The sequence below is a fragment of the Pandoraea sp. PE-S2T-3 genome, from assembly GCF_002179965.1.
Taxonomy (GTDB): Bacteria; Pseudomonadota; Gammaproteobacteria; order Burkholderiales; family Burkholderiaceae; genus Pandoraea.
The window spans coordinates 46,238-63,225 of record NZ_NGUQ01000032.1; the positions used below are offsets into that span (position 1 = coordinate 46,238).

The following is a 16,988-nucleotide window of genomic DNA, read 5'->3' on the forward strand; positions in this document are numbered from 1 at the left end:
CTTTACGACTTTTTGCGTCTTGATACCGCCTTAGCGCAGCTTTAGCGTCGACAAGCCGATCAGTACCAGCATCAGCGTGATGATCCAGAAGCGCACCACGACCTGCGTTTCTTTCCAGCCCGACAGCTCGAAGTGGTGGTGCAGCGGTGCCATCTTGAAAATGCGCCGCCCTTCACCGAACCGTCGTTTCGTGTACTTGAACCACGTGACTTGCAGCATCACCGACAGGGTTTCCGCCACGAACACGCCGCCCATCACGAACAGCACGACTTCCTGACGCACGATCACGGCCACGGTGCCGAGAGCGCCGCCGAGTGCCAGCGCGCCCACGTCGCCCATGAAGACCTGCGCCGGGTGGGTGTTGAACCATAGGAACGCGAGCCCGGCCCCCGACATCGCGGAACAGAACACGAGCAACTCGCCTGCGCCCGGAATATGCGGGAACAGCAGGTACTTCGAGTAGACGACGTTGCCCATCACATAGGCGAACACGCCGAGCGCCGCACCGACCAGCACCACTGGCATGATCACCAGACCATCGAGACCGTCGGTGAGGTTAACGGCGTTGGACGAGCCGACGATGACAAAGTACGTGAGCGCAATAAATCCAAACACGCCCAGCGGGTAGCTCATCGTCTTGAAGAACGGCACGATGAAGTCGGCCTTCGGCGGCAAATCAAGCGGGAAGCCGTTACGTACCCAGCTGATGAACAGCTCGAAAACCTTCAGGTTGCTCGTCTCGGACACCGAGAACGCCAGATAAATGGCGGCGAACAAGCCGATGATCGATTGCCAGAAATACTTCTCGCGCGACGACATGCCGCGCGGGTCCTTGAACACCACCTTCCGGTAATCGTCGATCCAGCCGATGATGCCGAAGCCCAGCGTAACCATCAGCACGATCCAGATGAAACGGTTGCTCAGATCCGCCCAGAGCAGCGTCGCGACGGTAATGCCGATCAGAATCAGCACCCCGCCCATCGTGGGCGTACCCGACTTGATCAGGTGTGTCTGCGGGCCATCGGTACGCACGGCCTGACCCACCTTCATTTCGGCGAGCTTGCGGATGACCATCGGCCCGAACGAGAGCCCGATCACCAGCGCCGTGAGGCTTGCCATCACGGCCCGAAACGTCAGGTAGTTGAACACGCGCAAATAGCTCGCATCCGCTTGCAGCCATTGCGCCAACGTCAGCAACATTCCATCAATCCTTTTTTACTTGGCCGGGGCGTCGCCGCCCCCGGTTTCACTCGTAGCGCGCAGTGTTTCCAGCACGCGCTCCATCCGCATGAAGCGGGATCCTTTAACCAGCACCGTCGCCGGCGCACTCAGCGTCGCGTTCAGTGCCGCCACCAGCGGTGCGACGTCCGCGAAATGCTCGCCGCCGTCGCCGAATGCCGTAACTGTGTCCTGCGTTTGTTCACCCAGCGTCATCAACACATCGATGCCGCGTTGTGCCGCGTATTCACCCACTTCCCGATGAAACTCGGGACCGTTGTCGCCCACTTCACCCATATCGCCCAGCACCAGCACGCGCGGCGCAGGGGTTTGAGCGAGTACGTCGATGGCGGCCCGAACCGAATCGGGGTTCGCATTATAGGTGTCGTCGATCAGCGTGACGCCGGCGAGCGGCCCCTTCGAGAGCGTCGACACGTTAAGTCGGCCTTTGACGGCAGAAAACGCTTCGAGTGCCCGCACGATCGAACCAATATCGACATGCGCGCCGAGCGCGCACGCGATCGCGGCCAGCGCGTTGCGGGCGTTGTGCTCGCCGAGCAGCGGCAGCTTCACCGTAAATTCACCAGCGGACGACGCCACGCGCAGCACGCGAGTGGCCACGTCATAGCGGCCGGACACGGCCGCGCGCGCATCGAGCGCGAAGTCGAGCACGCGGCGCTTGGTGCCGGGTGCGTCGGCAATCTCCCGCCACATCGGCGCGAATTCGCTTTCCGCCGGGAAGACGGCAACGCCATCGGCCGGCAGCGCCGCCAGCACGGCCGAGTGCTCTTCGGCCACGGCGGCCACGCTCACCATGAATTCCTGATGCTCGCGCTGTGCGTTGTTGATGACGGCCACCGTCGGCTGCGCAATGCGCGCCAGATAGGCCGTCTCGCCCGGGTGATTCATGCCCAGTTCAAGCACGGCGAGCTTGTCGCTGTCCTTGAGGCGAAACAGCGTGAGCGGCAAACCGATGTCGTTGTTGAAGTTGCCCGCCGTCGCCAGTCGAGCTTCGACACCGACCGCCTCGGCGAAGATCGCCGAGATCATTTCCTTGACCGTCGTCTTGCCGTTGCTGCCCGTCACGGCCACGACCGGAATCGCGAAGCGTCGACGCCACGCGGCTGCCAATTCGCCCAGCGCGATACGTGTATCGGGCACGAGCAATGCCGGCGCCTCGAAACCGTCCGGTACGCGCGATGCCACCACAGCGGATGCGCCAGCGCGCACCACGTCGGCGAGGAAGTCGTGCGCATCGAAGCGCTCGCCCTTGAGCGCCACGAACAAATCGCCCGGCTGCACCGAGCGGCTGTCGGTAACGATGCGGGCAAATGCCGTCGCGTCCGAACCCAGCACTTGGGCATCGGTCACGGCGGCCTGCGCATCGCTCAGTTGCCACATGCTCATTCGCCACCTCCGCGCACGGCCGTTGCACGCGCTGCAAGTGCCAGACGCGCGTGCTCCTGATCGGAGAACGGCTTTTTCTTGCCCATGATTTCCTGTGTACTTTCGTGCCCTTTGCCCGCAATCAGCACCACGTCGGCGGCTTGCGCGCCGCGCACGGCTTGCAGAATCGCGCTCGCGCGGTCTTCGATGCGGCGCGCGGCGTCGGGCTGCGCAAGACCGGCAGCAATCTGCGCCATGATCTCGGCAGGCACTTCGCTGCGCGGGTTGTCACTCGTGAGGACGATCGCATCGGCCAGACGCTCGGCCACCGCGCCCATTTGCGGACGCTTGCCCGCGTCGCGATCGCCACCGCAGCCGAACACGCAGACAAGCTTGCCGCCGCGAGCATCCGCCACCGGGCGCAGGGCTGCGAGCGTCTTGTCGAGCGCGTCGGGCGTGTGCGCGTAATCGATCACCACGAGCGGCTGCCCCGGCTGACCGATCTGTTCCATGCGTCCGGACACCGGCGTCAGCGAGGCGAGTGCCGCAATCGCGGCATCCTGCGGCACACCGGCGGCGAGCGCAGCGCCCAGCACGGCCAGCGCATTGCTGATATTGAATTCACCGATCAGCGGCACCGTGATCTGCTGGCTATGACCGTCGATATGCAGCGTGAAGCGCGTACCGATGGTCGTCGCGCGAATGTCTTCGGCGCGCAGCACGGTATTGCCGTGCGCCGACGTCGCGTCACCATGCAGCCCGTATTCGTAGACCGGCGTCTTGCCTTTCAGACGTGCGAGCAGGCGCTGGCCCATCGCATCGTCGCGATTGATCACCGCAGACTTCAGACCCGGCCAGTCGAACAGGCGCGTTTTGGCCGCTTCGTACTCGGCCATCGTGCCGTGATAGTCCAGATGGTCTTGCGTCAGATTGGTGAACACGGCGACGTCGAAGGCCACGCCGTTCACACGCCCCTGATAGAGACCGTGCGACGAGACTTCCATCGCGAGCGCCGCCGCGCCTTGTGCGCGCAGATCGGCAAGACTGCGCTGCAACTGCACGGCGTCGGGTGTCGTGAAGCCGGTGACCGTCAAATGACCGGGGAAGCCGCTGCCCAACGTGCCGATGACCGCACTGCGCGTGCCCGCCTTCGTCAGCAACTGCGCGAGCCATTGGCTGCACGACGTCTTGCCGTTGGTGCCCGTGACGCCCAGCATCGTCATGCCGACGCTCGGCTCGCCGTACCACAGCGATGCCAGCGGACCCGCCAGCCAGTCAAGTCGCGGCACGCCGAACTGCGGCACATTGCCCAGATTGGCAACGCCTGACGGCCACGTGAAATCGTCGCTCTGCCACAGCACCGCCGCAGCGCCACGTTCCACCGCATCGGCGATGAAACCACGGCTGTCGGCGCCCTTGACCGCATAGGCGACAAACACATCGCCCGGCCCGACGCGACGGCTGTCGGCATGCAAGATAGCACCGGCCGGCACCGTGCGGCGCAGCCAATCCCAAGCCTGCGCCAGCGTGGCGCGCTCAGTGGCGTTGGCGATCATCGCCAGCGTGACGGGGGTGGCGGGGGTGGGGTTTACGGTGCCCATGGCTCGCTCTCCTCCACGGCGTCGCTCACCACGAGCTTCGTTACCGGCGAATCCGGCACCACATTGAGCGAGCGCAGCGTGCCACCCACGATCGCGGCAAACGCCGGACCGGCAGCCACGCCGCCGTAGTGAGCACCACGGCCCGGCTCGTCCAGCGTCACGGCCACAATGATGCGCGGCTCGGACATCGGCGCCATGCCGACAAACGATGCGCGGTATTTACTCTTGTCGTAACCCTTGCCCGATTGCTTGTAGGCCGTCCCCGTCTTGCCGCCGACGCGGTAGCCGATGACCTGCGCGCGCGTGGCGGTACCGCCCGGCGACGTGACCATTTCAAGCATCTTGCGAACTTCGCGGGCCGTGGCGGGCGAGATCACCGGCGTGCCCTTGACGGTGCTGCCGTCGGTCTTGTAGATCGAGATCGGCAGCAATTCGCCGTCGTGTGCGAACACGGTGTAGGCACGCGCAAGTTGAATCAGCGAGGCCGACAAGCCGTAACCGTAGCCCATCGTCGCCTGTTCGATCGGGCGCCAGCTCTTGGCCGGACGCAGACGTCCCGCCACCGCGCCGGGGAAGCCGATCTTCGGCGCCTGACCGAGACCCACACTAGTAAACATGTCCCACATTTCCTGCGACTTCATTTGCAGGGCGATTTTCGCGGTGCCGATGTTGCTCGAATGCTGGATCACGCCCTGCACGGTGAGCAACCCGTAGTCGCGCGTGTCCGTGATCGTTGCGCCGAAGAAGTTGGCGCGGCCGGTGGTCATCACCGTCGTCATCGGCTTCACGTAGCCGTTTTCGATAGCCGCCGCCACGGTGATCGGCTTCATGATCGAGCCCGGCTCGAACGTGTCGGTGATCACGCGGTTGCGCAACTGGGCGCCGGTCAGGTTCGTGCGGTTGTTCGGGTTGTACGTCGGCAGGTTGACCAGCGCGAGCACTTCGCCCGTGCGCACGTCGAGCACGACCGCACTACCCGCTTTTGCACCGGTGCGCTCGATGGCGTCCTTCAACTCGCTGTAGGCGAGGAACTGAATCTTGCTGTCGATCGAGAGCGTGATGTCGTGGCCGTCGCGCGGCTGCGCGAGGATGTCCAGATCTTCGACCACGCGGCCCAGCCGGTCCTTGATCACGCGGCGGCTGCCCGGCGTGGCGGCGAGGTCCTTCTGCATCGACAGCTCGACGCCTTCCTGCCCGACGTCTTCCACGTTGGTGAAGCCGACGATGTGCGCCGCGATTTCGCCTTCCGGATAGAAACGCTTGTATTCCTTGCGCTGATAGATCCCCGGAATGTCCAGATCGGACACTTGCTTGGCGACGTCCGGCAGCACTTGGCGCTTCACATAGACGAAGCTCTTTTCCTGATTGAGTTTGCGGCGCAGATCGGGCTCGCCCATCTCCAGCAGACGCGCGAGCTTGCGCACCTGATCGGTGGAGACATCTTCAGGCACGTCTTCGGGAATGGCCCAGATGGCCTTGACCGGCAAGCTCGTCGCGAGCACCTGCCCGTTACGGTCGAACACTTTGCCGCGCGTGGCGGACATCTCCAGTGTGCGTTCGTAACGGCTCTCGCCCTGACGTTGATAGAAGGCGTTGCCCGGGCCCTGAATCCAGAAGGCGCGTGCAGCCAGTGCGGCAAACGCGCCGAAGATCACGAAGACGAGCATCTTCGAGCGCCACATCGGCAGACGCACGGACAGCACGGGGCTGGCAGAGAACTGCACATCCTTCGTCTTGGCCTTGGCGTCTTTGCGGCGGATCATCGCTTGCCTCCGCTGGCAGGGGCCGACGCGGCGCTCGCGGTCGGCACCGGCACGTCGACCATCGCGCCCGTCCCGCCGGCCGGGGCCGACAGATATTGCGTGCGGCCTGGGGAGACGGCCTGCATCTTCAGGTCGCTGCGCGCCACGTTCTCGATGCGCGCGCTCTTGCTCTGCGCGCTCTGTTCATATTGGAGACGGTCCCAGTCCTGCAACAACTGATGCTCGAGCGCCTGCTCGCGGTTCAGTTCGACGAACGTCCCGCGCGCACGATATTGCGCATTGATCAGCGACAGCGCGCAGCCGATGAGCAGCGCGAGCAGGAGGATGTTGAGCCGGCTCATGTCGACACCCGCTCCATGACCCGCATGATCGCCGAGCGCGCACGCGGGTTCGCTTCCACCTCGGCGGCGGAAGGCTTGCTCTTGCGATGGGCTTTGAACGGCGGCTCGGGAATTTCGTGGGCGCGCAAAGGCACGCGGCGATCCACCACCGGCGCGCTCGTGCGCGCTTGCATGAAGCGCTTCACGATGCGGTCTTCCAGCGAATGAAAGCTGATCACCACGAGTCTGCCTCCGGTTTCGAGGACATCGGCCGCCGCTTCAAGTGCTATCTCGAGATCCGCAAGCTCTTGATTGACGTGAATCCGTATAGCCTGAAAGGTGCGTGTTGCCGGGTCCTTGCCTTTCTCACGGGTCTTGACGGCGCCAGCCACGATCTCGGCAAGCTCGCGAGTGCTGACGAGTGGACCGAGGTGATCGGCGTTTGCCCGGCGAGCAACAAGCGCCTTTGCAATCTGAAAAGCAAACCGTTCTTCCCCATAGTCCTTGATGACCTCCGTCATTTCTTCCAGCGTTGCCCGGGCCAGCCACTCGGCGGCCGACTCGCCGCGCGTGGTGTCCATGCGCATGTCGAGCGGCCCGTCGAACCGAAAGCTGAAGCCGCGCGCGGGGTCGTCGAACTGCGGCGACGACACGCCCAGGTCCAGCAAGACGCCCGACACCTTGTCGACACCGCGACGGGCGAGCCCGTCACGCAGCGTCGCAAAGCTGTCGTGCTCAATCGAAAATCGCGGATCGGCAATCTTTGCCGCCTCCGCGATCGCTTGGGGATCCTTGTCGAATGCGATCAGCCTCCCCTGGGCCCCCAGTCGCTCGAGAAGTCTGCGACTGTGCCCGCCCCGCCCGAACGTTCCGTCGACGTATACGCCTTCGTCGCGCCACAGCAGGGCGTCCACGGCCTCATCCAGCAGGACCGTGCGGTGCTGCATTACCGTTTCCACCGCGTGCGCCATGCTCGTCGGACCACCTGATCAATCAAAAAGTGAAGTTTTTCAGTGCTTCCGGCATACCCTGCGCCATCGCTGCCTGTTCCTTGGCGGCGTAAGTCGCGGCATCCCAGAGTTCAAAGTGACTGCCCATGCCCAGCAGCATGACTTCCTTGTCCATGCCTGCGGCGGCACGCAATTCCGGCGCTACCAGGACACGCCCCGCCGAATCCATCTCGACGTCAGCGGCGTTGCCCAGGAAAATACGGCGCCACCAGTGCGCATCCATCGGCAGTGCGGCGATCTTGCCGCGGAAGATCTCCCATTCGGGACGCGGAAACAGCAGCAGACAACCATCGGGGTGCTTCGTGATCGTGACCTTGCCTTCGGCCTCGCCTTGCAGCACGTCACGATGCCGGGCCGGAATCGACATCCGTCCCTTTGCATCCAGTGAAAGTGCCGAGGCTCCCTGAAACACGTGCGCTCCCGTGAGGTTTCGACCGCCTGTCCGTCATGCCGAGAGAGAAAGATTTCGTGCCTAACGCCACACAAAAATACACTTTCTCACACTATTTCCCACTTTAGAGGAGAGTGTTTGGCCGGTCAAGCGTTTCGCCGGTTTTTCGAAGGGGATTTGTTAGGCAGAACAATGACTTAGCGCACTTTCCTCAAGCAGCCAAACGAATTTTTGTCAGAAAAATTAATGACATAACTGCGATAGTGAAAGTGGAACCTCAAACTTATGACCCGGCCTCGTGCGAGGCCCGCCAACGCTGTCGATACCGGGTAGTGCGCGCTCACGCCATTTGGCGGCCTGCCAAATGGCGCATGACACGGGCTACGCGAGGGGAGAACGACACGAGAAGAGAGGGTGTGCCTGAGGCGATCGCAGTGCGCTGACGAAGTGCGTTTTCGAGTGCTCTATATATAGTAGGCCGTCGTCGTCATGACCTTGGCGGCGGCGCGCATGACGCGCTGCACTGGCGCTGGCAACTCAATACCACCGGCATCACGCGCCGCCTGGCCGTGTTCGATCTCATCGAGGCGCATCTGATCGACGATGGCCCGCGAGCGCAGATCGTGCGCCGGCAGCTCATCCAGATGGGTATCGAGATGGTGTTCGACCTGACGTTCGGTCTCGGACATGAAACCGAGGCTGACGTTGTCGCCGCACTTGCCGGCAACAAAACCGATCGCGAACGCACCGGCATACCAGAGCGGGTTGAGCAGACTAGGCCGGGAGCCCAGTTCGGTCAGCCGGTGTGCCGTCCATGCGAGGTGATCCTCCTCCTCTTTGCCGGCATGCTCGAAAGCCTTACGCAATTCGGGCCGCTTGGTCGCCAGTTTCTGTGCCTGATAGAGCGCCTGCGCGCAAACCTCGCCCACATGATTCACGCGCATGAGACCTGCGACATGCCGACGCTCCTGCGGGCTCAACGCATCGTCGGCACCTTCCGGGGAAGAAGCTGACGCACCATCGGTCGCGCCAGCCGCCCCACCGACTTGGGTCGACCGGGCGGTCACTTTTGCGGGGACGGGAGTCGGCCGGGAGGCTTGCGTGACACCCACGATTGCTCGCAGGCCACGGTCAAGTTCGGAGATCAGGCTGTCAGAGAACATCTTGCTTTCAACTCACTTCAATCTTTCACAATGTGGAATTCAGGACGATTCCACCGCGCCTGCCGGGGATCATACGCCCCTTTGCCAGACGTGCCTTGCGCGGGAGCAAACGCGCGTAACCCGCGCCAGAAGCCGGTTTCCGGGCTGTTGCGTAAACGAAACAAAGGTCGCCGCAAACCCGCGCAAAACCGGCCTTTTCCTTTGCCGCCCACATTGAATTTGTTACATTACGTCCAACTTCTCGCGAAGTTGATTAGCAAGGACGTTATCACTAGTGACCTTGTTAAACAAATCTCACAATCCTTTGGAGATCACTCAATGAAAAAGTCGCTTCTCGCTCTGGGTGTGCTCGGCGCATTCGCTGGCGCTGCTCACGCACAAAGCAGCGTGACCCTGTACGGTATCATCGACGCTGGCGTTCAATACGTCAGCCGTTCGGGCGGCAACTTGGCCGGCACGGGCACCACTTCGAAGAACTTCCAGTTCGCCAACGGCAACCTGCAAGGTTCGCGTTGGGGCCTGAAGGGCGCTGAGGACCTCGGTGGTGGCCTGAAGGCTATCTTCGTGTTGGAAAACGGCTTCAACCTGGGCAACGGTACGCTGGGCCAAGGCAGCCGTGAATTCGGTCGTCAAGCATACGTCGGCCTGAGCAGCGCAACGGCTGGTACGTTGACCATCGGTCGTCAGTACGACTCCGTGGTGGACTTCGTTGGTCCGTTCGCAGTCGGTAGCCAGTGGGGCACGTTCGCAGGCGCCCACCCGTTCGATAACGACAACTTGAACAACTCGTTCCGCGTGAACAACACTGTCAAGTACACGTCGATCAACTACGCTGGCTTCAGCGCAGGCGGTATGTACGGCTTCTCGAACTCGGCCAACAACGGTACGGCTGGTTCGGGCTTCGCTAACAACCGTGCGTATTCGTTCGGTGCTGGCTACGCTAACGGCCCGCTGTCGTTCGGCGCTGGCTACTTGTACATCGCCTCGCCGGGCACGAACACCAGCGGTGTTCTGACCGCAGGTGACGTCAACACGCCGATGAACCTGGGCGGTGCTGCTGTCAGCGACAAGGCATGGATCGGCGCAGCCGGTCTGTCGTACGCCTTCGGTCCGGCAACGGTCGGTCTGGTGTATGGCCACAGCTCGTACACGTACGTTGGTGGCGGCAGCTGGAAGTTCGACAACGTCGAACTGAACGGCAAGTACATGCTGACCCCGGCTCTGCAACTGGGCGCTGCTGTGACGTACACGTGGTCGACGCTGAACAACGTCGGCACGAACGTGTCGCCGAAGTACACGCAAGCCACCATCGGCACGGACTACTTCCTGTCGAAGCGTACGGACCTGTACCTGGTTGGTCTGTACCAACACGCCAGCAGCGATGCTCCTGGCGGCGCGTCGATGAACGGCCTGGGCTTCTCGAACAACTCGAACCAGTTCGCAGTTACGAGCGGCATCCGTCACAAGTTCTAAGCTGACAGTTTTCGTCACTTAGTCTTTGTTTGACGAAAGGGCACCTTCGGGTGCCCTTTTTTTATTGCACGCGCGTTGTTTCCAGACCAACGCCCCACGGAATCCCGGCTTGACCCGGCGTTTATTTCAAACCTAAAATTTCCATACTGTAAATTTCATTGCGCCTCCCATGAGCCTCGCCGATTCCGACTCTCTCGATCTCGAAACGCGAGCCAATGATCGCGAGCACGACGCCTTGCGTCTCTGGCTGCGGCTGCTCACCTGCGCCAACATGATCGAAACCGACATCCGGTCGCGGCTACGCCAGGATTTCGATTGCACCTTGCCGCGCTTCGATCTGCTGGCACAGCTCGATCGCCATCCCGAGGGGCTGAAGATGGGAGAGCTCAGCAAGCGCATGATGGTCACCGGCGGCAACGTCACCGGCATCACCGATCAATTGGAAAAGGAGGGCTGGGTGACGCGTGAGACCGTCGTCAACGACCGGCGCGCCTTCCTGATCAAGCTCACGCCGCGTGGCAAGAAGGCGTTTTCGAACATGGCTCGCGCACACGAGGAATGGATCGAGCAACGGCTAGGCCGATTGCCTGAAGACAGGCAGCGTCAGCTATATGCGTTGCTGGGGGATTTGAAGGCGGTGATTGCCTGACGCTTAGGCCGATATCCCGACAAGACATCGGGCGGTGGTTTTTAAAGGCCCGGCCTGCCAAGGGGCGTCGCGAGGACACTAAAAAACTGACCTGTTCGACGCGAAGCTCCCCGAAGAGGGGCATCGGACATGACGCGGGCCACCGCAAAACTCAATCGCTTCCGCTACTTGGCCGCATGTTCTCGTGCGTTCAAGGTCGCCCGCGCGGCGGCGGCCGCCGGTGTTTCGTCTAGTGCGGCAAGCACCGCATCACGGTCGGACGCTTTGCGCTTCGACAACGCTTTCACTGCGGCATAGAACTTGGGCAAATCGTTGCCCTCTTGCGCGAGCAGCGCCATGAATGCTGGCACCCACTGGTTGTAAGTAGCGAATGATCCGATCTTCGCGTTATTTAGATCACTTGCGAACCAGAGATCGAACCCTCTGTATCCGCCCCATGACACTTTGAGCGCCGCATAATCGGCGCGCATGTGGGTGAACAGGATCTCCTTCTGTGCCGCCTTCTGCTCATCACTGTCCGCCCCGTTGTAGAGCGCTTCCAACTGCTTCCGGTAGCCTTCGACCAGATCGCGGAACTGCCGCCGATACGCGTCATACCGCTCATACTCGATCGCCGCATCCGGATGCGCCGTCAGCCACCGCTGCACGCCGACCGTTTCTACCGTCACCGCAAACGATTCATTGAACGTCGTATCGCCACGGACAAACAGAATCTGATGCGCCAGCTCATGGAAGATCATGCGGGCGACTTCGGCGCGCGGCAGGTAGATAAAGGTGCTGAGCAACGGATCATCGAAGTACCCAAGTGTCGAATACGCGGGAATCCCTGCCACGAAGGTTTCCCATCCGTCGCGGTGTAATTCGGCGGCATAAGCCTCGGCCGACTCCCGGGAGTAATACCCGCGATATTCGACGCATCCGACAACCAGCAAACACGACTCGTGCAGCTTTAGCGAGAGCGCCGGCGCAGCGAACACGTTATAGACGACGAACGGCCGCTTGATATCGGCATAGCTGCGATAGCTGCCATTGTCGGGCTCACCCAGCGCCGTCACGGCGTAGCCACGAATCTGCTCCGCCTCGGCAAGACGCACCCGCAGACGAGGGTCCAGCGAGGGGTCCGCAAGCAAATCATCGACCGGTTTCGCCTCGTGCAGCATCGTGAAATGCCCGTTGATCGACTGCGCATAGTAGCCAACCTGACTGCACCCGCTAACGGCGAGCAACATTACCCACGCCGCCAGGGCTTTGAGGCGCCGCAAACCGATCGGGTAAGGCTTCGCAGACCAGGTCGACATGAGAAGCTCCATGAGCAAGGATGTTCACCGGAGCGCGTAAAGGCTCCTAGGCACCAGAGTCAGCTGTCGGCTGGCGGTCGCGGGCAACTGGCGGCCTCTCGTCGCCGTTGCCTGCTTTCGTCTCGCGGTCGTCGGTACTTCAGTCCGATATTTCCGTCCGCTCAGGCCGGGGCGACGTCGACAAGGCAGTCATAGAACGTTGGCGCACGCCCGAGATCCGTGAGTTGCTGGCTCGTGACTTCGTTAGCGTTCTTGCCATCCGGGGCCAGCTTCTTCCACCAGATCGACAGCCCGACAACCACGCCCTCGCGGGCTTTTTCCGTCACCCGCGCTTTGGCGTTCAGGGTGCCGCGATCGTTGAAGATGCGTACACCTGCACCATCCGAGATCCCACGCGGCGCAGCGTCTGCCGGGTGAATATCGAGGGTCGGCTCGCCAACGGACGAACGCAGACTGTCCACGTTGACGAAACTCGAGTTGAGGAAGTTGCGCGCAGGCGGCGAAATCATCGCCAGTGGATAGCGTGCCGCCAACGTCGGGTTACTCGCGACGGATTCGTACGGCGGCACCCAATCCGGCAGCGGATCGAACCCTTCCTGCACCATGCGTTCGGAATAGAACTCGCATTTGCCAGACGGCGTAAAGAACCCGCCATTGGCAAACGGCGCCTCGGGCAAGTCGTAACGCACCCAACCGTCGCGCTTCAGCGTCTCCCAATCGGTGCCGGCCATACGCGGGTCGGCCCATCGAATCGACTGCTCCGCCAGTTGGTCATCCGAATCTGAGAAGCATGGCTCCTGCCACCCCATCCGTTGCGCGAGCAAGCGGAATATCTCGGAATTCGGTTTCGTTTCACCCAACGGCGCGATCGCAGGATTGTTCGCGAGCAGATAGGTGTGGCCATAGGCCTTGTGGATATCCAGATGCTCAAGCTGCGTCGTCGCCGGCAGGACGAAGTCCGCGTAGTCAGCCGTGTCGGTCTGGAAGTGTTCCAGCACCACAGTGAACAGATCCTCTCGACCAAAACCCGACGCCACCTTGCTCGACTCGGGGGCCACGGCCACCGGGTTGCTGTTGTAGACCACGAGCGCCTCGATCTTCGGTCCGAACGACGCGTCACCCGGATGACACAGCGCGTCGCCGATGGCGCTCATGTTTACCAGGCGCGGCACCTTGTCCGGCACTGGGCGAAGGTCCGGACGGGTCTGGGCGTGCCCGTCGACGGGGGCAAAACCCGAAGTCGACATCAGCATGCCGCCGGCCGGGTCCCGCCACGCGCCGATGAGCGCCGGGAGGCACGCGACAGCACGCGTTGCCTGACCGCCCCCCTTGGCGCGCTGCATGCCGTAGTTCAGTCGAATCGCCGCAGGTTTGGCGCCGGCATACTCTCGCGCCAACGTAATGACCGTCTCTTCACTGATGCCGCAAATCTCGGCGACGCGCGCGGGCGTATAGCGCTGCGCCCGTTCCTTCAATTGGGCGTACCCGACCGTGTGTTGCGCGATGTACTCGTGATCAACGAGATCCTCGGCAATCAGCACATGCATCATGCCAAGCGCCAGCGCCGCATCCGTGCCGGGCAGCAGCGCAATGTGCTGATGACATTTCTCTGCGGTGAGCGAGCGATACGGATCGATCGCGATCAACTTCGCGCCGCGCCGCTTGGCCTCCTGCGCGATCGCCCAGAAGTGCACGCTCGACGTAATCGGGTTGCTTCCCCAAATGAGAATCAGCTTGCTGTCGACAAAATGTTCGACGTGCATCCCGACGCCCGCGCCATAGGTGTAACGCAGACCGGCGGCACCCGCACTCGCACATATCGTGCGATCGAGATCGGACGCACCAAGCTTGTTGAAAAAGCGGGCCGCCATGGTCTCGCCCTGCACAAACCCCATCGTGCCGGCGTAGCTATACGGCAGGATCGCTTCGGGATCGCGCGCGGCAATCTCCGTCAGGCGAGCCGCGATCTCGTCGAGCGCCTGATCCCAGCTCACCTGCACAAACTTGCCGGCGCCCTTCGGCCCCACACGTTTCAGCGGATGCAACAGGCGGTCGGGGTGATAAGTACGCTCTGTATAGCGAGAGACTTTCGTGCAGAGCACGCCCTTGGTTGTCGGATGGTCAGGGTCGCCCTGAACCTTGATCGCGACGCCATTCTCCACCGTCACGTGAAGTGCGCACGTGTCGGGGCAGTCATGCGGGCAAGCGGCCCGAACGACGTGAACATTGGACGTCATGAAACTACTCCTCTCTCTACCGAAATGCTGCGTCTGGCAGGGGTGCGACGCTGGCGTTATTGTATTACGTTCGCTGGCGCTTCGCCCCGCCTGGCGCGGCAGAGCCGCATTTTCCAGACACGTCTGTGCTGCCGCTCGGGCGATTCCTATCGAGATGCCAGACCCTGCCTTTAGGGGTAAGATGAGCCATTGCGTACGCAGGAAATCCCCGTCATGAAGCTTATTCCCGAAATCGATGCCGCTCGCGGCGAAATTCAGACCATTCGACGTGACATTCACGCGCATCCGGAACTGTGTTTTGAAGAAAAACGCACCTCCGACGTGGTGGCCGAAACGCTGACGAAGTGGGGCATCCCCATTCATCGCGGACTTGGGACCACGGGTCTTGTCGGCGTCATCAAGAACGGCAGCAGCGACCGTGCGATCGGTCTGCGCGCCGACATGGATGCCCTGCCGATCAAAGAAGCCAACACCTTTGAGCATGCGTCGAAGCACGAAGGCAAGATGCACGCCTGCGGCCACGACGGCCACACCGCCATGTTGCTGGCTGCGGCGCAGTACCTCCAAAAACATCGGAACTTCGACGGCACGGTGTACCTGATCTTCCAACCGGCAGAGGAAGGCGGCGGCGGTGCGCGCGAAATGATCAAGGACGGCCTGTTCGAACGCTTCCCGATGCAAGCCGTCTTCGGTATGCATAACTGGCCGGGTGTACCCACAGGCACATTTGCTGTCACACCGGGGCCGATGATGGCCTCGAGCAACGAATTCAAGATCACGCTGCGCGGCAAGGGTACGCATGCGGGCATCCCGAACGCCGGCATCGACCCCGTCATTGCCGCGGTGCAAGTTGCTCAGGCGCTCCAAAGCATCATCACGCGCAACAAGCGCCCGATCGACGCCTCGGTGCTGTCGATCACGCAGATTCACGCGGGTGATACCACGAACGTGGTGCCGGACACGGCATGGCTGGGCGGTACGATCCGCACGTTCTCGCTGGAAGTTCTGGACCTTATCGAATCGCGTTTGCGCGAAATTTCGGAGTTTGTGGCCAAAGGCATGGGCTGCTCGGCCGAGATTGAATTCCAGCGTAATTACCCGCCGACGATCAATGATCCGGCAATGGCTGCTTTGTGCGCCGACGTGATGCGCGAGGTCGTGGGTGATGAAAACGTGAACGATAAAGTCGAGCCGACGATGGGCGCGGAAGATTTCTCGTTCATGCTGCTGGAAAAGCCGGGTGCCTATGTCTTTATCGGTAATGGCGACGGTACGCACCGCGATACCGGTCACGGCCTTGGCCCCTGCAATCTGCACAACGCCAGCTACGATTTCAACGACGACTTGCTGCCGCTGGGCGGGACCTACTGGGTGAAGCTGGTCGAAACCTACTTCGGGCGCGATCAGTAATCACTGGCACGTTGACACGCTATTCGACAAAAAAGCCGGCAATAGCCGGCTTTTTTGCGTCGATTGAAACTACTTTGCCGCGGTGGTGGTAGGAATACCATCCGTATCCAATCGAATATCGCCATACCACGCGGTGAATTTCGATTGCGTATTGTCGCCATCGCTCATGATAGCGATGCCGATCAGTCGCCCCGGCGGTTCGCCGAATGCCTTCTCGTAATCCTTTGCGATATCACGCGAATACGATTGCCATTGTCCGAGCCCGTCAGTGCCTCGCTGAACTACGATCGCGCGGATGCGTGCGGTGTAGGGATTTCGAACCACCTCATCCTGTGCGAACTTCCCGTCGCCCCATGTGTACATCAGCGTTGCATACGGCAACTCGCGTCCGCTCACCAGGCGCGCCAGTTCACGATGCAAATGGTCTTGCACAGTGAGTTTCGCCGGATCCCCGTCGAAAGCGAGTGCGATCCGCACAGGTGCATCATCGTATCGTTTCGTGCGGATATCGGCGGTGGCCGGCATTTCATCCGCACGCCATCGCCAATTCAACTTGGCGCCGGGATAGATGGGAATATCCAGTTTCTGAGCGATGCCTGACGCGGATTCGTCGACCTTTGCGCGAATCACGGCAATGCCGTTCGCATCAAGCGCCTGCTCGTAGTTCGTACGACGCTTGTTGTGCGTCACGAGATAGGTCTCCCAGTGAGGCGGAAGACCATCGGCGTTCACCGCAGCGGAAAGGGGGGCGATGTCGTCACTTCGTGCGGGCGTCGTTGTCGCGACCGTATCACTGACGGCCTGATGCGTGGCGCATCCAGCGATCATGATTGCAATACCCACTGCGCCACCAACCAAAGTCCATCTACGCCACGTTGCATGGCGCTTACGTCGATCATCATCTACCACTGGTTTCACTCCCCGAACCACGACTAACCCCGTGATCGAATCCTAAGCGAGAAACCGATGTCGATCCATCCGAAGTTTCACTTCACGACACTGATGCAACACATTTTGGTTTGTGAGGAGGCGTAACACTCACGCACGACGTTATGGAATTCCGTCCGCG

The 16,988-nt window shown here is 61.6% G+C and carries 14 protein-coding genes; 3 read left to right on the top strand and 11 right to left on the bottom strand.

Translation table 11 applies throughout. The features are described from left to right. Window positions 1–30 precede the first annotated feature (30 nt). From mraY to coq7, 8 genes are all read right to left on the bottom strand, one after another. Window positions 31–1,200 (bottom strand): phospho-N-acetylmuramoyl-pentapeptide-transferase, encoded by a 1,170-nt coding sequence (gene mraY / locus CDV46_RS18850; protein WP_058376197.1) that lies wholly within the window; start codon window positions 1,198–1,200, stop codon window positions 31–33. A gap of 15 nt (window positions 1,201–1,215) precedes the next feature. Next, window positions 1,216–2,625: a UDP-N-acetylmuramoyl-tripeptide--D-alanyl-D-alanine ligase gene (locus CDV46_RS18855; RefSeq protein ID WP_087686359.1), complete on the bottom strand. Its 1,410-nt coding sequence runs from the start codon at window positions 2,623–2,625 to the stop codon at window positions 1,216–1,218. After that, window positions 2,622–4,160, bottom strand: a complete 1,539-nt coding sequence (locus CDV46_RS18860; protein WP_087724220.1) for a UDP-N-acetylmuramoyl-L-alanyl-D-glutamate--2,6-diaminopimelate ligase — start codon at window positions 4,158–4,160, stop codon at window positions 2,622–2,624. Before CDV46_RS18860 ends, CDV46_RS18855 begins: the two co-directional genes overlap by 4 nt. A 32-nt stretch (window positions 4,161–4,192) precedes the next feature. Next, window positions 4,193–5,968, bottom strand: a complete 1,776-nt coding sequence (locus CDV46_RS18865) for a peptidoglycan D,D-transpeptidase FtsI family protein (protein ID WP_058376199.1) — start codon at window positions 5,966–5,968, stop codon at window positions 4,193–4,195. Next, on the bottom strand, window positions 5,965–6,309 hold the full coding sequence (ftsL, locus tag CDV46_RS18870; protein ID WP_087686358.1) for a cell division protein FtsL: 345 nt from the start codon (window positions 6,307–6,309) through the stop codon (window positions 5,965–5,967). Before ftsL ends, CDV46_RS18865 begins: the two co-directional genes overlap by 4 nt. Next, window positions 6,306–7,259 carry a 16S rRNA (cytosine(1402)-N(4))-methyltransferase RsmH gene (rsmH, locus tag CDV46_RS18875; RefSeq protein WP_087686357.1) on the bottom strand — a complete coding sequence of 318 codons (954 nt, stop codon included), beginning with the start codon at window positions 7,257–7,259 and terminating at the stop codon, window positions 6,306–6,308. Before rsmH ends, ftsL begins: the two co-directional genes overlap by 4 nt. A 22-nt stretch (window positions 7,260–7,281) precedes the next feature. Beyond that, a complete protein-coding gene (mraZ, locus tag CDV46_RS18880) occupies window positions 7,282–7,710 on the bottom strand; it encodes a division/cell wall cluster transcriptional repressor MraZ (protein WP_039406026.1) in 429 nt (142 codons plus the stop codon). Window positions 7,711–8,153: 443 nt separating this feature from the next. Next, window positions 8,154–8,852 carry a 2-polyprenyl-3-methyl-6-methoxy-1,4-benzoquinone monooxygenase gene (gene coq7 / locus CDV46_RS18885; RefSeq protein ID WP_087724216.1) on the bottom strand — a complete coding sequence of 233 codons (699 nt, stop codon included), beginning with the start codon at window positions 8,850–8,852 and terminating at the stop codon, window positions 8,154–8,156. A gap of 318 nt (window positions 8,853–9,170) precedes the next feature. On the opposite strand from coq7, the gene CDV46_RS18890 reads away from it, so the two are divergent. Then, window positions 9,171–10,325, top strand: a complete 1,155-nt coding sequence (locus CDV46_RS18890; protein WP_087686355.1) for a porin — start codon at window positions 9,171–9,173, stop codon at window positions 10,323–10,325. Between the two features lie 169 nt (window positions 10,326–10,494). Next, the gene (locus tag CDV46_RS18895; RefSeq protein ID WP_058376204.1) at window positions 10,495–10,974 is read left to right on the top strand and encodes a MarR family winged helix-turn-helix transcriptional regulator; all 480 of its coding nucleotides are present in this window, start codon (window positions 10,495–10,497) and stop codon (window positions 10,972–10,974) included. 164 nt (window positions 10,975–11,138) lie between these two features. On the opposite strand, the gene CDV46_RS18900 is transcribed toward CDV46_RS18895, so the two are convergent. Next, entirely contained in the window at window positions 11,139–12,203 is a 1,065-nt protein-coding gene (locus CDV46_RS18900) for an aminopeptidase (RefSeq protein ID WP_371328720.1), read from the bottom strand. A 230-nt stretch (window positions 12,204–12,433) separates the two neighbouring features. Then, the gene (locus CDV46_RS18905; RefSeq protein ID WP_087724218.1) at window positions 12,434–14,509 is read right to left on the bottom strand and encodes a molybdopterin-containing oxidoreductase family protein; all 2,076 of its coding nucleotides are present in this window, start codon (window positions 14,507–14,509) and stop codon (window positions 12,434–12,436) included. A gap of 213 nt (window positions 14,510–14,722) precedes the next feature. Here CDV46_RS18905 and CDV46_RS18910 point away from each other — a divergent pair, with 213 nt between their 5' ends. After that, a complete protein-coding gene (locus CDV46_RS18910; protein WP_087686352.1) occupies window positions 14,723–15,919 on the top strand; it encodes a M20 aminoacylase family protein in 1,197 nt (398 codons plus the stop codon). Between the two features lie 69 nt (window positions 15,920–15,988). On the opposite strand, the gene CDV46_RS18915 is transcribed toward CDV46_RS18910, so the two are convergent. Beyond that, the gene (locus CDV46_RS18915; RefSeq protein ID WP_140413422.1) at window positions 15,989–16,762 is read right to left on the bottom strand and encodes a DUF3047 domain-containing protein; all 774 of its coding nucleotides are present in this window, start codon (window positions 16,760–16,762) and stop codon (window positions 15,989–15,991) included. Window positions 16,763–16,988: the final 226 nt, after the last annotated feature.

Excerpts from the sequence above, each read along its gene's own strand:
- CDV46_RS18900 (WP_371328720.1), bottom strand. The coding sequence starts at position 12,203 with ATGTTGCTCGCCGTTAGCGGGTGCAGTCAGGTTGGCTACTATGCGCAG.
- CDV46_RS18865 (WP_058376199.1), bottom strand. The coding sequence starts at position 5,968 with ATGATCCGCCGCAAAGACGCCAAGGCCAAGACGAAGGATGTGCAGTTC.
- CDV46_RS18910 (WP_087686352.1), top strand. The coding sequence starts at position 14,723 with ATGAAGCTTATTCCCGAAATCGATGCCGCTCGCGGCGAAATTCAGACC.
- coq7 (WP_087724216.1), bottom strand. The coding sequence starts at position 8,852 with ATGTTCTCTGACAGCCTGATCTCCGAACTTGACCGTGGCCTGCGAGCA.
- CDV46_RS18890 (WP_087686355.1), top strand. The coding sequence starts at position 9,171 with ATGAAAAAGTCGCTTCTCGCTCTGGGTGTGCTCGGCGCATTCGCTGGC.
- CDV46_RS18895 (WP_058376204.1), top strand. The coding sequence starts at position 10,495 with ATGAGCCTCGCCGATTCCGACTCTCTCGATCTCGAAACGCGAGCCAAT.
- CDV46_RS18855 (WP_087686359.1), bottom strand. The coding sequence starts at position 2,625 with ATGAGCATGTGGCAACTGAGCGATGCGCAGGCCGCCGTGACCGATGCC.
- CDV46_RS18905 (WP_087724218.1), bottom strand. The coding sequence starts at position 14,509 with ATGACGTCCAATGTTCACGTCGTTCGGGCCGCTTGCCCGCATGACTGC.
- ftsL (WP_087686358.1), bottom strand. The coding sequence starts at position 6,309 with ATGAGCCGGCTCAACATCCTCCTGCTCGCGCTGCTCATCGGCTGCGCG.
- mraY (WP_058376197.1), bottom strand. The coding sequence starts at position 1,200 with ATGTTGCTGACGTTGGCGCAATGGCTGCAAGCGGATGCGAGCTATTTG.
- CDV46_RS18860 (WP_087724220.1), bottom strand. The coding sequence starts at position 4,160 with ATGATCGCCAACGCCACTGAGCGCGCCACGCTGGCGCAGGCTTGGGAT.
- rsmH (WP_087686357.1), bottom strand. The coding sequence starts at position 7,259 with ATGGCGCACGCGGTGGAAACGGTAATGCAGCACCGCACGGTCCTGCTG.